General features: G+C 71.3%; 13 protein-coding genes. 11 read left to right on the forward strand and 2 right to left on the reverse strand.

From position 1 onward, the window contains the following. Positions 1–13: 13 nt before the first annotated feature. The 3 genes from NBW76_RS04185 (at position 14) to NBW76_RS04195 (ending at position 2,011) form a co-directional block, all read left to right on the forward strand. Positions 14–970 (forward strand): cyclase family protein, encoded by a 957-nt coding sequence (locus NBW76_RS04185; protein WP_056556261.1) that lies wholly within the window; start codon positions 14–16, stop codon positions 968–970. Then, on the forward strand, positions 967–1,275 hold the full coding sequence (locus tag NBW76_RS04190; protein WP_055963441.1) for a putative quinol monooxygenase: 309 nt from the start codon (positions 967–969) through the stop codon (positions 1,273–1,275). The genes NBW76_RS04185 and NBW76_RS04190 overlap by 4 nt, the downstream gene beginning before the upstream one ends. Before the next feature lie 67 nt (positions 1,276–1,342). After that, positions 1,343–2,011, forward strand: coding sequence for a TetR/AcrR family transcriptional regulator (locus NBW76_RS04195; RefSeq protein WP_055963443.1), 669 nt, complete (start codon positions 1,343–1,345; stop codon positions 2,009–2,011). 14 nt (positions 2,012–2,025) lie between these two features. On the opposite strand, the gene NBW76_RS04200 is transcribed toward NBW76_RS04195, so the two are convergent. Further along, entirely contained in the window at positions 2,026–3,030 is a 1,005-nt protein-coding gene (locus NBW76_RS04200; protein ID WP_200932689.1) for an NADP-dependent oxidoreductase, read from the reverse strand. Positions 3,031–3,032: 2 nt separating this feature from the next. Continuing rightward, positions 3,033–3,521 (reverse strand): MaoC family dehydratase, encoded by a 489-nt coding sequence (locus NBW76_RS04205; RefSeq protein WP_055963446.1) that lies wholly within the window; start codon positions 3,519–3,521, stop codon positions 3,033–3,035. 127 nt (positions 3,522–3,648) lie between these two features. On the opposite strand from NBW76_RS04205, the gene NBW76_RS04210 reads away from it, so the two are divergent. From NBW76_RS04210 to NBW76_RS04245, 8 genes are all read left to right on the forward strand, one after another. Next, positions 3,649–4,464 (forward strand): alpha/beta fold hydrolase, encoded by an 816-nt coding sequence (locus NBW76_RS04210; RefSeq protein ID WP_055963449.1) that lies wholly within the window; start codon positions 3,649–3,651, stop codon positions 4,462–4,464. Beyond that, positions 4,461–5,249 carry an alpha/beta fold hydrolase gene (locus tag NBW76_RS04215; protein ID WP_056556258.1) on the forward strand — a complete coding sequence of 263 codons (789 nt, stop codon included), beginning with the start codon at positions 4,461–4,463 and terminating at the stop codon, positions 5,247–5,249. The genes NBW76_RS04210 and NBW76_RS04215 overlap by 4 nt, the downstream gene beginning before the upstream one ends. Before the next feature lie 89 nt (positions 5,250–5,338). Further along, positions 5,339–6,298: a phosphotriesterase gene (locus NBW76_RS04220; protein ID WP_055963455.1), complete on the forward strand. Its 960-nt coding sequence runs from the start codon at positions 5,339–5,341 to the stop codon at positions 6,296–6,298. A gap of 133 nt (positions 6,299–6,431) precedes the next feature. Beyond that, positions 6,432–7,631 (forward strand): GGDEF domain-containing protein, encoded by a 1,200-nt coding sequence (locus tag NBW76_RS04225; protein ID WP_056556255.1) that lies wholly within the window; start codon positions 6,432–6,434, stop codon positions 7,629–7,631. Between the two features lie 85 nt (positions 7,632–7,716). Continuing rightward, positions 7,717–9,072, forward strand: a complete 1,356-nt coding sequence (locus NBW76_RS04230) for a hemolysin family protein (RefSeq protein WP_056556252.1) — start codon at positions 7,717–7,719, stop codon at positions 9,070–9,072. Then, on the forward strand, positions 9,069–10,478 hold the full coding sequence (locus NBW76_RS04235; RefSeq protein ID WP_055963467.1) for an FAD-binding oxidoreductase: 1,410 nt from the start codon (positions 9,069–9,071) through the stop codon (positions 10,476–10,478). Before NBW76_RS04230 ends, NBW76_RS04235 begins: the two co-directional genes overlap by 4 nt. Before the next feature lie 40 nt (positions 10,479–10,518). Further along, complete coding sequence (locus tag NBW76_RS04240) at positions 10,519–11,268, forward strand: glycoside hydrolase family 16 protein (protein ID WP_200914382.1); 750 nt, start codon at positions 10,519–10,521, stop codon at positions 11,266–11,268. 76 nt (positions 11,269–11,344) lie between these two features. Then, positions 11,345–12,628, forward strand: coding sequence for a glycosyltransferase family 4 protein (locus NBW76_RS04245; protein ID WP_055963473.1), 1,284 nt, complete (start codon positions 11,345–11,347; stop codon positions 12,626–12,628). The last annotated feature ends 1 nt before the right edge of the window (position 12,629 follow it).

The raw sequence follows: 12,629 nt of genomic DNA on the forward strand, positions 1-12,629 counted from the left end.
GAAGGAGCACGACATGACCGAGACCCCCTACGTGGGCGACTTCCTGAAGGACTCCCCGAGGAACTGGGGCAAGTGGGGGCCCGACGACGAGGTGGGCTCGTTGAACTACCTCACGAGTGCGGAGGTGCTCCGCGGCGTCGCCGAGGTCCGGTCGGGCGAGGTCTTCACGCTCCAGGTGCGGATGGGCGATCCGTCCGGCGACCCGGTGTGGCCGGGCCGCGAGAGCATCCAGCGCACGAACGTGATGGACGAGGGCTTCTTCCAGCGGGGCGAGGGCGTGGAGACGCCCGGCGGAGCGCACTACTCCGACGACGTCGCGACGCTCTACCTGCAGGCGTCCACGCAGTACGACTCCCTCGGCCACGTCTGGTACGACGGCCAGATCTGGAACGGCTACGACGCCGCCACCACCGACGGCGCGATGGAGAAGGCGTCGGTCCTGCCCATCGCCGAACGCGGTGTGGTCGGGCGCGGCGTGCTGATCGACGTCGCGCGCCACCGGGGCAAGGCGGCGCTCGACAAGGGGGAGACCTTCACCCACGAGGACCTGCTGGAGATCGCTGCCGCGCAGGGTTCCACGATCGAGAAGCACGACATCCTGGTCGTCCGCACCGGCTTCGTCGGGTCCTTCTACCGGCAGAGCGCCGAGGAGTTCTACGACGGCTTCCTCGAGCCGGGACTCACCTACAGCCCCGAGCTCGTCGAGTGGTTCCAGGCGATGGAGATCCCGAACCTCGTCACGGACACGATCGCGAACGAGGTGACGCTGGAGCCCTCGAGCGGTGTCACGCTGCCGCTGCACAGCGCCCTCATGCGCAACCTGGGCGTCGCGTTCACGGAGATCGCGTGGCTGGAGGACCTCGCCGCCGCCTGTGCCGCGGACGAGCGCTGGACGTTCCTCTACACGGCGGCACCGCTCAAGGTCGTCGGTGGCACGGGCGCCCCCGTGAACCCGGTGGTCGTGCGATGAGCGCGTTCGACGTGGTCGCGACGATCCAGGCGCAGGAGGGGCGCGGTGACGAGCTCGCGGAGATCCTCCAGGCGTCGCTCGCGACGGTCCGTGGCGAGGAGGGATGCCTGCGCTACGACCTGCACCGGGTGCGACGCCGACCGGACGAGCTCGTCATGCTCGAGCGGTGGTCCTCGGTCGAGGCGCTCAAGGCGCACGGAGCGGCCGAGCACTTCCAGGAGACCTCGGCCAGGCTGGCGCCCCTGCTCGCCGCGGCACCGGTGGTCCGGGTGCTGGAGGCGGTCGACGTCGCGGACCCCTCATGAGCCCCGAGGGGCTCCGGACCGGCAACACCGGTTTGCACCGCCACGCCGTCGCCAGTAGAACAGCACCATGAGCGAGCAGCCCGCGGCGAGGAAGGACGTGGTCCCGGCCCTGGCGGACACCTCCGGCCTGAAGGAGCCCCCGACCACCCGCCGCGGCCTGCGCACGCGGGCGGCTCTCGTGGCGTCCGCGCGGACGGTGTTCGAGCGCGACGGCTTCCTCGCCTCGAGGCTCACGGACATCACCGCCGAGGCCAGCTGCTCGACGGGGACGTTCTACACGTACTTCAACAGCAAGGAAGAGATCTTCCTTGCGGTGATGGAGGCGGCACGCGACGAGATGCTCCACCCGGGCATGCCCCACGTCGAGGAGGCCGACGACCCCGTCGCGGTCATCGAGGCGAGCAATCGCGCCTACTTCGAGACCTACAAGCGCAACGGTCGGTTGATGCGCCTGCAGGAGCAGGTCGCCACGATCGACGACGACTTCCGTCGGCGCCGGCTCGAGCGCGGTGAGGCGTTCGCGCGCCGCAACGCCAAGAGCATCCAGAAGCTCCAGGAGGACGGCCGGGTCGACGCCACGCTCGATCCGATGATGACGTCGCGGGCGCTCTCGGGCATGGTCAGCCGGCTGGCGTACTCGAGCTTCGCGCTGGGGGAGAACTGGTCGGTCGACGACCTCGTCGAGACCTCGACGCGGTTGTGGGCCAACGCGCTCGGGCTCACCACCGAGCGCTGAGTCAGAACGCTGGGTCAGAGCGCCAGCACGAGCTTGCCCGTGTTCGCGCCGCTGAACAGCATCAGCAGGGTGTCGCCGAACGCGTCGATCCCCCCGCTCACGACGTGCTCGCGGGCGATCAGCGAGCCGTCGGCGATCATCGCGCCGATGCCGTCGACCGCCTCGCCGTACCGGTCCTCGTAGTCGAAGACCAGGAAGCCGGCCATCGACGCTCGGTTCACCAGGAGCGACATGTAGTGCGCCGGTCCGGGGGCGGGCTCGGTCGCGTTGTACGTCGAGATCGCGCCGCAGATCGCGACGCGTGCGCCGAGTCGCAGGGTGCGGAGCGCAGCGTCGAGGACCACGCCGCCGACGTTGTCGAAGTAGACGTCGATCCCGTCGGGCGCGGCCTGACGCAGGGCGCGGTGCACCGCGCCCTCGCGGTGGTCGACGGCGGCGTCGAAGCCGAGCTCGTCGGTGAGCCACGCGCACTTCTCGGGACCGCCGGCGATGCCGACCACGCGACAGCCGCGGGCCTTCGCGAGCTGGCCGACGACGGAGCCGACCGCGCCGGCCGCACCCGAGACCACGACCGTCTCGCCCGGCTGGGCTCGAGCGACGTCGAAGAGGCCGAACCACGCCGTCATGCCCGGCATGCCGAGCGCACCGAGCCAGGTCGGGGCCGGGGCCACGGCGAGGTCGACCTTGGTGAGGTCGGCCCCCGCGACCACCGCGTGGTCGGTCGCGCCGATCGTGCCCATCACGGTGTCGCCCGGCTCGAGGCCCTCGGCACGGGAGGCGATGACGGTGCCGATGCCGAAGGCGCGCATGACCTCGCCGATCCCGACGGGTGGGACGTACGACCGGACGTCGTTCAACCAGCCGCGCATGGCCGGGTCGAGCGACAGGTGGTTCACGGCGACGTGCACCTCACCGTCGGCGGGGTCGTCGAGCCGGTCGTCCGACACGTCCCAGGTGGACGCGTCGGGCAGGCCGACGGGGCGCGCGGCGAGGTGGACCCTGCGGGCGGCGATCGGCACGCTCAGTCCTCCGTCGGGTACTCGGTGAACTGACCGATGGACTGCGCGACGCAGATCGGCTTGTCGGACCCCTCGCGCTCGAAGGTCTGCACCGTGACGATGCGCGCGGCTCCGTTCCCGACGTCGTCGACCGAGACGATCTCGGCGTGCATGCGGATGCGCGAGTCGACGGGGTTGGGAGCGGGGAAGCGGACCTTCTCGTACCCGTAGTTGAGGCTGTGGGCGAAGCCGTCGAAGGCCATGAGGTCCTCCATGAACCGTGGACCCATCGACAGGCTGTAGAGGCCGTGCGCGATGGTCGACCCGAACGCGCTCTCCTTCGCACGCTCCGGGTCGACGTGGATCCACTGGTGGTCACCGGTGAGGTCGGCGAAGGCGTCGATCCGGTCCTGCGTGACGTCGTGCCACGCGGTGGGGCCCAGGCGTGTCCCGACGAGGTCGACCAGGTCCTGGATGGTCGTGGGTCGGATGGGGGCGGTGGTCTCGGTCATGACGTCCTCCGGAGGGGGCCAGCGTGATGGGGATCACGGTATGCACCGAAACGTACTTGAACCCGAAACCGGGTTCAAGTAGCGTGCAGGTAGCGTGACCGCCATCACACCCCCCCAGGAGTCCGACATGGCCATGATCGACGTCAACGGCACCACCCTGCGCTACGAGGACGAGGGACCTCGCGACGCGCACGCCGTGGTCATGAGCCCGTCCATGTTCTTCGACGTCCGCATGTTCCGGCACCAGGCCGAGGCGCTCGGCGACCGCTACCGGGTCGTGCGGTACGACCACCGCGGCCAGGGGGAGAGCGCGCGCGACGTGCGCGAGAACCTCGACATGGACACGCTGTCCGAGGACGCGGCCGCCCTCATCGAGGCGCTCGACCTCGGGCGGGTGACCTTCGTCGGCAACTCGATGGGCGGCTTCGTCGGGCTCCGCCTCGCGGCTCGCCGGCCCGACCTCCTGGCCTCCGCGGTGCTGATGGGCACGTCGGCCGACGTCGAGGAGCAGGCGGACGACATGGACGCCCTCGTGGACGTGCTGGCCGAGCAGGGCATCGAGCCCGTCCTCGACGGCGTCCTCCAGTTCATGATGGGGGACACGACGCTGACCGACCCGTCGCGCGCCGACGTGCTCGCCGAGGTCACCGCACTGCTGCGGAGCCGCACGCCCGAGTACGCCGACGCGGCCTGGCACATCGCCCACCGCAAGCCGGTGCTCGACGAGCTCGGCGGCATCGCCGTCCCGGTCGTGGTCGTCGCGGGCACCGAGGACCACACCTACCCGCCGCCGAAGTCGCAGCAGATCGTCGACCTGACCCCCGGGGCGACCCTCGTGACCATGGAGCGCACGGGTCACGTGCACGCGCTGGAGAACCCGGGTGAGGTGACCGAGCTGCTCGAGCGGCACCTCGCGTCGCTCGACACGGCGGTCTCGTCGTGAGCGCGGCGCTGCACGTCGTCGACTCCGGCGAGACCGACCTGCCGGTCGTGCTCTGCCTGCACTCGCTGTTCCTCGACCACACGATGTTCGACGCCTTCGCCGAGGCGGTGCAGGGTCGCCTCAGGGTCGTGCGGCCGGACTTCAAGGGCCAAGGTTCCAGTCCGGCCGCCGACGACACGGTGACGATGGAGCAGTGCGCCGACGACGTCCTGGACGTGGTCGACGCGCTCGGCCTGACCCGCGTCCACGTCGTCGCGCAGTCGATGGGCGGCGACGTCGCCGTCCGGGTCGCGGCACGACGTCCGGGTCTGGTCGACCGTCTGGTCATGCTGGGGTCCTCGGTGCGCGCGGAACCTCCGGAGCAGCTCGAGGCCTTCCGTCCGATCGCCGACGAGGTCGAGCGGTCGGGCTTCCAGGGCGACCTGCTCGAGATGATCATGCAGATCATGCTGGGCGAGTCCTGTCGCAGCGACCCGGGGAGAGCAGCACTCGTCGCGGAGTCGCGGGCCGCGTTCGCGGCACTCCCGCCGACCCTCGTGCACGCGGTGCGCGGCGTGGTCGAGCGCCGCAGTGCCGTGGACCTGCTCCCTGCCGTGACGGCCACGACGCTCGTCGTCAGCGGGGGTGAGGACGTGGCGCGCCCGCCGGCCTGGTCCCAGGAGGTCGTCGACGGCGTGCAGCACGGCGAGCTGTGGAGCCTGCCCGACGTGGGCCACAGCGTCATCCTCGAGCGGCCGGCGCTCGTGATCCCGCGGGTCGTGGACTTCCTGACCGATCCGGCCTGACCCCCGACCCCTGCCGTCGGCGTGACGCCGGACGGCCCGACCCCAGACCGACACACCCCCCAACCCGACCACGACAACCAGGAGCCTTGATGACGACCATCCCCACCGCACGCGGCACCATCGACTCGAGCGAGCTCGGCAGGACGCTGGTGCACGAGCACGTCTTCGTCCTCAACACCGAGTACAACCAGAACTACCAGGACGACTGGGACGAGGAGGAGCGCATCAGGGACGCCGTCGAGAAGCTCACCGAGCTCAAGGGCGTCGGCATCGACTCGATCATGGACCCCACCGTCCTGGGGCTCGGTCGGTACATCCCGCGCATCCAGAAGATCGCCGCCCAGGTCGAGCTCAACATCGTCGTGGCCACGGGCCTGTACACCTACAACGACGTGCCCCACCAGTTCGAGCACCGCGGACCGGGACTGCTGGTCGACGTCCCGGAGCCCCTGACCGAGATGTTCGTCAAGGACATCCGCGAGGGGATCGCCGGGACCGATGTTCGCGCGGGCATCCTCAAGTGCGCCATCGAGCTCGCCGGGCTGACCCCGGGCGTCGAGCGCGTGATGCGGGCGGTCGGCCAGGCCCATGTCGAGACCGGAGCCCCCATCACCGTGCACACCAACCCGGCCAACGAGTCCGGGCTCGTCGCCCAGCAGGTGCTGAAGGAGGAGGGCGTGGACCTGTCGAAGGTGATCATCGGCCACTCCGGCGACACCAACGACGTCGACTACCTCTGCAAGGTCGCCGACGCCGGGTCGATGCTCGGCATGGACCGGTTCGGTCTCGACCTGTTCAACCCGATGCAGGAGCGGATCGGCACCATCATCGAGCTCGTGCGGCGTGGCTACGTCGAGCACGTCACCCTGGCGCACGACGCCAACTGCTTCATCGACTACTTCAGCCCGGACGCCAAGGCGCACGCGGCCCCGAACTGGCACTTCCGCCACATCAGCGAGGACGTCATCCCGGCCCTGCTCGAGGGTGGTCTGACCGAGGCCGACATCGAGACGATCCTCGTGGCCAACCCGCGGCGCCACTTCGAGTGAGCCGCCGCGCGGACCGGTGGCGACGGCGTCGCCGGTCCGCCGCGTGGCCGTGAGCCGCCTGGAAACACGGCCGTGCAGGCAGGTCCTTGTGCGAGGATGACCGGACCATCCGTGCCGACCGACCAGGGGCGACATGCTGGACCCGATCTCGTTGCGCGTCTCGTTCGCCATCGTGGCCGTCACCCTGCTCGCGCTCTTCTACTTCGTCGCGTACCGCTCCACCCGCTCGGCCTACGCCGGCTGGTGGTGCGCAGCGCTCGGGCTGTTCCTCGCCGGCTCCGCGGCCTACCTGTTCGACGGCACGTCGCAGCAGTGGTGGGCGAACCCGCTCGGCAACGTGTGCGTCGTCGCGGGCGCCGCAGCCGTGTGGTCGGGGGCGCGGGCGGTCGAGGGAAGGTCGGTCAGCTGGTGGCTCGTCGGCGCCACGCTCGTGGGGCTGCTCGTCACGTCGGCGCTCGACGACCCGGGCACCAACGAGTGGTCCGGTGCGCCGGTGTTCCTCGGCCTCATGACGATCTTCATCGCCCTGGCCTCGGTCGAGCTGTGGCAGACGGGTCGCAGCGGGTCCTTCGGTCCGGGCCCCCGTGAACGGATGTACCGGCCGATCCTGCGCTCGCTCGCGGTCATGTCGACCGGCCTGTCGACCTTCTACGGCCTGCGCCTGGTGGCCTACCTCCTGGTCGGCCAGGACGGACGCGCGTTCGCGGTCTACCTCGGCACCGAGGTCACGACGCTGGTCACCACGGTCATGCTCGCCACCGTCTCGTTCAGCATGACGGCTCTCAGCTATGCCGACGACACGCTCGAGCTCCAGGAGCGAGCCACCCGGGACGGCCTCACCGGCCTGCTGAACCGAGACGAGCTGGTGCGCCTGGTCGAGCGGCGCTGGCGCGGCCACCGTCGTCGCCAGGTCCACGGCGTGCTGGTCATGGCCGACCTCGACCACTTCAAGCAGATCAACGACACGTACGGCCACCCGGCGGGCGACGTCGCCCTGCAGGTGTTCGCGGCGGCCTGCCGCAGCACGGTCGGTCGTGCCGACATCGTGGGGCGCTTCGGCGGCGAGGAGTTCGTCCTCTTCCTCGACGAGGCGACCGTCGAGGAGGCGCGCGACGTCGTGCAGAGGATCACCGTCGCGCTGGAGGCCACGTCGCTCCCCGGCGGCGTGGTGCTGCCCACGGTCAGCTACGGCATGACCCTCGTCGGTCGTGGCGACGACCTCGCCGACGTCGTCGCCCGCGCCGACGGTGCCCTCTACGCGGCCAAGGACGCCGGTCGGGCGCGGGTGGTCGTGGCCGACGGCGCCACCGCAGACCGCTCCACCTCGCCGTGACGGGGAGCCTCCCTAGAATGAATCTCGTGGACCAACCTCCGAGTACCTGCCAGGCCCTCCTCCGCTGCGTCGCCAGGAGGGCCTGATGGACACCGACACCCTGCTCAACCTCGGCCTCGTGATGGTCTTCGTGCTCGTCGGCGGGGTGTTCGCGGCCACGGAGCTGGCCCTCGTCTCGTTGCGCGAGAGCCAGCTGAACCAGCTGGAGAAGACCGGTTCACGCGGGTCGAAGGTCGCCACGCTCGCGCGCGACCCGAACACGTTCCTCGCGGCCGTGCAGATCGGCGTCACGGTGGCCGGCTTCCTGTCCGCCGCCTACGGCGCGTCGACCCTCGCGCCCGACGTGGCGCCGACCTTCGAGGCGCTGGGCCTGTCCGAGAGCGCCGCATCGAGCGTCGCGCTCGTCGCGATGACGCTGCTCATCGCCTACCTGTCGCTCGTCTTCGGCGAGCTCGTGCCCAAGCGCTTCGCCCTGCAGAAGTCGGCGCCCATCGCGCTGGCCGTCGCGCCGCCGCTCGCCCGGTTCGCCACCCTCATGCGACCGGTCATCTGGCTGCTGTCGAAGTCGACCAACATGGTCGTCCGTCTGCTCGGCGGCAACCCCCACGCCGCGGGCGAGGAGATGAGCGAGGACGAGCTGCGTGACCTCGTCGGCGCCCACGAGAGCCTCGAGGACGACGAGCGGCAGATCCTGCAGGACGTGTTCACCGCCACCGACCGCACGCTGCGCGAGGTGATGCGGCCGCGCGGAGCCGTCGACTTCCTGGACGGCGGCATGAGTCTGGCCGAGGCCGCCGGCGAGGCGCTCGCCATGCCGCACTCCCGCTACCCCGTCACCCGGCGACGCTCGACCGACGACGTCATCGGGTTCGTGCACGTCCGCGACCTGCTGGCCGTGCCCGAGGGTGCCGGCACCGGGTCCGTCGCCGACATCGTGCGCGAGATCCCCGTGCTGCCCAGCACCAACCGGATCCTCCCGGCCATGGCGCAGATGCGCAGCGAGGGCGTGCACATCGCGCTCGTGGTCGACGAGTACGGCGGGACCGACGGCATCGTCACGCTCGAGGACATCATCGAGGAGCTGGTGGGCGAGATCCGCGACGAGTACGACCTCGCCGAGGTGGCCGAGCTGCTGCACTCCTCCGACGGCGACGACATCGACGCCGCCATGCACCTCGACGACTTCGTGGAGCTGACGGGCCTGGAGCTCCCCGACGCCCACTACTCGACCGTCGCCGGTCTCGTGCTCGACCGCCTCGGCCACATCCCGGTCGAGGGCGAGGTCGTGGACCTCGACGGCTACCGGCTGACGGTCACCGCGGTGGAGGGGCGTCGCATCATGCGGCTCCACCTCGTCACGGTCACGCCGGGCGCGCCCGGCCAGGACACGGCGGCGTCGAGCGAGCTGGAACCTGCCGAGGGGTCGTCCGAGCGCCCATGAGCCGGCACAGCACGGTCTTCGAGCGGCAGCCTCCCCGCGAGGCGGCCATCGATGCCGCGCTGCGACCGAGCCGGCTGAGCTCCTACTGGCTCGAGGACGCCCCCGGAGCCGGCCACCCGCAGCTCACGGCGTCGACCACGGCCGACCTCGTCGTCGTCGGCGGGGGCTACTGCGGCCTCTGGACCGCGGTGCTGGCGAAGCGCCGCGACCCTGGTCGACGCGTGGTGCTGCTCGAGGCCGAGACCATCGGCTGGGCGGCGTCGGGACGCAACGGCGGCTTCGTGGAGGCGAGCCTGACCCACGGCGAGGTCAACGGGCGGGCCCGGTGGCCCGACGAGTACGACACCCTCCACCGCCTCGGTCGCGAGAACCTCGACGCCCTGGAGCGTGACGTCCACGACCTCGGTCTCGACGTGCAGCTGGAGCGCACGGGCACCCTGTCCGTCGCCTACGAGCCGCACCAGGTGCGCTGGCTCGAGGAGGACGAGAGCGGCGACTGGCTCGACGAGTCCGCCGTGCAGGCCGAGATCCACAGCCCGATCTACCGTGCGGGCCGCTGGGAGCGTGACGAGACCGCCCTCGTCCACCCGGCCCGGCTCGCGCACGAGCTCGCCCGCGTGGCGGCCGACCTCGGGGTGGAGATCTTCGAGCACTCCCGCGTGACGGGCCTGTCCTCCGGCCGCACGGGCGGGGTGCGGGTGCGGACCGAGCGCGCCGTGGTCCGCGCCGGCGCCGTGGCCCTCGCGACGAACGTGTTCCGCCCACTCCTGCGGCGCACGCGCCTGTCCACCGTGCCGGTGTACGACTACGTCCTCATGACGGAGCCGCTCGACGCCGCGCAGAAGGCGTCGATCGGCTGGGACCGTCGCCAGGGCGTCGCCGACCTGGCGCACCAGTTCCACTACTCGCGGCTCAGCGCCGACGACCGGATCCTCTACGGCGGCTACGACGCGATCCATCGGCGGCAGGTGAGCCCCGAGCACGAGGACCGCGACGCCTCCTACCGCCGGCTCGCGTCGCACTTCCTCACCACCTACCCGCAGCTCGAGGGCGTCGCGTTCACCCATCGATGGGCGGGCGCGATCGACACGTCCACCCGCTTCTGCGCCTTCCACGGCCTCGCCCGCCGCGGTCGCGTGGCCTACGCCTCCGGCTTCACGGGCCTCGGTGTCGGTGCCACCCGGTTCGCCGCGGAGGTCATGCTCGACCACCTCGCCGGTGACGACACCGAGCGCACCCGGCTCGCGATGGTGCGACGCCCGGCCGTGCCCTTCCCGCCCGAGCCGCTGGCCACGATCGGCATCGAGGCCACCCGCTGGTCGCTCGATCGCGCCGACCACGACGAGGGTCGCCGCAACCTGCTGCTGCGCACCCTCGACCGGCTCGGCCTCGGCTTCGACTCCTGAGTCGTCCGCGGTGTCGGTGCCGCGTGCGAGGATGCCGATCGTGGAGCGGTTCGAGGAACGTTTCGACGGGTTGGACCTCCAGCGGTGGGTCCCCGCCTACCTGCCCGCCTGGAGCTCCCGTGAGGACGCACGTGCCACGTGGGAGGTCGGTGACGACGGACTGCGGTTGTCGCTTCCCCCCGAGCATCCCCGGTGGTGCCCCGACCTGCACGAGCCACCGTTGCGGGTCTCGGCCGTGCAGAGCGGCAGCTGGTCCGGTCCGGTGGGGTCGACACGTGGGCAGCAGCCGTTCCGCCCCGGTCTGACCGTGCGCGAGGAGCAGCCCCGGGTCGCGGGCTTCGTGCCGTTGCACGGCCGCATCGAGGTCGAGTGCCGAGCCACGGTCGGCGCAGGGTCGATGTTCTCGGCGTGGACGATCGGCATGGAGGACGAGCCCCGGCGCTGCGGTGAGATCTGCCTGGTCGAGGTCTTCGGCGACACGCGCGCCACCACGCCCGACGGCACGGTGACCCTCGAGGTCGGACGGGGCGTCCATCCCTTCCGCGACCCCGACCTGGTCGAGGAGTTCGCGGCCCCACGTCGGAGCCTCGACGTGAGTGCGTGGCACACCTATGCCGTGGACTGGACCGAGCACGGGATCACCTGGTTCCTCGACGGCGAGCAGGTGGCTGCGTCCGACCAGTCGCCGAGCTACCCGATGCTGCTCGTCCTCGCGGTCTTCGACTTCCCCGACCGCACGACGGGTGACCACGTGCCGCTGCTCGAGGTGCGTCGGGTCACCGGCCGCTGAGGCGCCGGAGCGCGACTCGGATACCGTTGGTCTCTCAACGGTCGCTGTCGGTGCGACGTCACAGGAAGGTGGTCACGTGCGCGTCGCCCTGTTGTCGTACCGCAGCAAGCAGCACGTGGGTGGCCAGGGCGTCTACGTCGAGCACCTCAGCCGGGGTCTCGTCGAGGCCGGCCACGACGTCGAGGTCATCTCCGGTCAGCCCTACCCCGAGGGTCTCGACCCGAGGGTGCGACTGACGAGGCTGCCGAGTCTCGGCATCTACGACGAGCCCGACCCCTTCAAGCCCCCGGCGCCCTGGACGCTGCGCAGCGTTCCCGACGTCGTCGAGTGGCTGCTCAGCGTCACCGGCGCCTTCGGCGAGCCGCTCTCGTTCACGTTGCGCGCCGACCGTCACCTCAAGGACCGGCTCGACGACTTCGACGTGGTCCACGACAACCAGAGCCTCGGCTGGGGGCTGCTCGCCCTGCGCCGACGGCTCCCGCTCGTCGTCACGATCCACCACCCGATCAGCCGCGACCGCATCGTCGAGCTCGAGGCTGCCCGTGGGTGGCGCAAGCTCTCGGTCGCTCGGTGGTACTCGTTCGTGGGCATGCAGGCCCGCGTCGCCCGGCGGCTGCCGTTCGTCGTGGGCGTCTCCACGGTGGCCACCGACGACACCGTCACCGACTTCGGCATCGACCCGGCCCGCATCCGCGTGGTGCCGCTCGGCGTCGACACCGACACCTTCGGTCCCGTTCGCCGCCGACAGCCCGGCACCCCCGCCGCGACCGAGTCCCGCGTGCCCGGCCGCATCGTGGCGGTCGCCAGCGCCGACAAGCCGCTCAAGGGCGTCGCCCACCTCCTCGACGCACTCGCCAAGGTGCGGGTCGAGCACCCCGACGTCGAGCTGCAGCTCGTCTCGAGCGTCGAGCCCGGCGGCGCCACGGACCGCCGCATCGACGCGCTCGACCTGCGCGACTGCGTGACCACCCACAGCGGCCTGGAGTCCGAGCAGATCGCCGAGCTCCTGCGCTCGGCCGAGATCATGTGCGTCCCCTCGCTCTACGAGGGCTTCTCCCTGCCGACGGTCGAGGCGCTCGCGAGCGGCACCGCGGTCGTCGCGAGCCGCGCCGGCGCCATCCCCGAGGTCGTGGGCGACGCCGAGGGCGGCGAGCCGTGCGCGGTGCTCGTCGAGCCGGGCGACGCCGAGCAGCTGGCCGCCGCCGTCTCCTCCCTGCTCGACGACCCCGACCGCCGCGCGGCCCTGGGCGCCGCCGGCCGTGCCCGTGCGCTCGAGCGCTACAGCTGGACCTCGGTGGCCAAGGCCACCGCCGACGTCTACGACGAGGCGATCCGCAGGTTCGCCGGCAAGGAGCAGTGAC

The organism is Aeromicrobium sp. Leaf245 (assembly GCF_942548115.1).
GTDB lineage: Bacteria > Actinomycetota > Actinomycetes > Propionibacteriales > Nocardioidaceae > Aeromicrobium.

Coding starts and splice junctions, on each gene's coding strand:
- NBW76_RS04235 (WP_055963467.1), top strand. CDS start 9,069: ATGAGCCGGCACAGCACGGTCTTCGAGCGGCAGCCTCCCCGCGAGGCG.
- NBW76_RS04230 (WP_056556252.1), top strand. CDS start 7,717: ATGGACACCGACACCCTGCTCAACCTCGGCCTCGTGATGGTCTTCGTG.
- NBW76_RS04210 (WP_055963449.1), top strand. CDS start 3,649: ATGGCCATGATCGACGTCAACGGCACCACCCTGCGCTACGAGGACGAG.
- NBW76_RS04220 (WP_055963455.1), top strand. CDS start 5,339: ATGACGACCATCCCCACCGCACGCGGCACCATCGACTCGAGCGAGCTC.
- NBW76_RS04195 (WP_055963443.1), top strand. CDS start 1,343: ATGAGCGAGCAGCCCGCGGCGAGGAAGGACGTGGTCCCGGCCCTGGCG.
- NBW76_RS04190 (WP_055963441.1), top strand. CDS start 967: ATGAGCGCGTTCGACGTGGTCGCGACGATCCAGGCGCAGGAGGGGCGC.
- NBW76_RS04205 (WP_055963446.1), bottom strand. CDS start 3,521: ATGACCGAGACCACCGCCCCCATCCGACCCACGACCATCCAGGACCTG.
- NBW76_RS04185 (WP_056556261.1), top strand. CDS start 14: ATGACCGAGACCCCCTACGTGGGCGACTTCCTGAAGGACTCCCCGAGG.
- NBW76_RS04225 (WP_056556255.1), top strand. CDS start 6,432: ATGCTGGACCCGATCTCGTTGCGCGTCTCGTTCGCCATCGTGGCCGTC.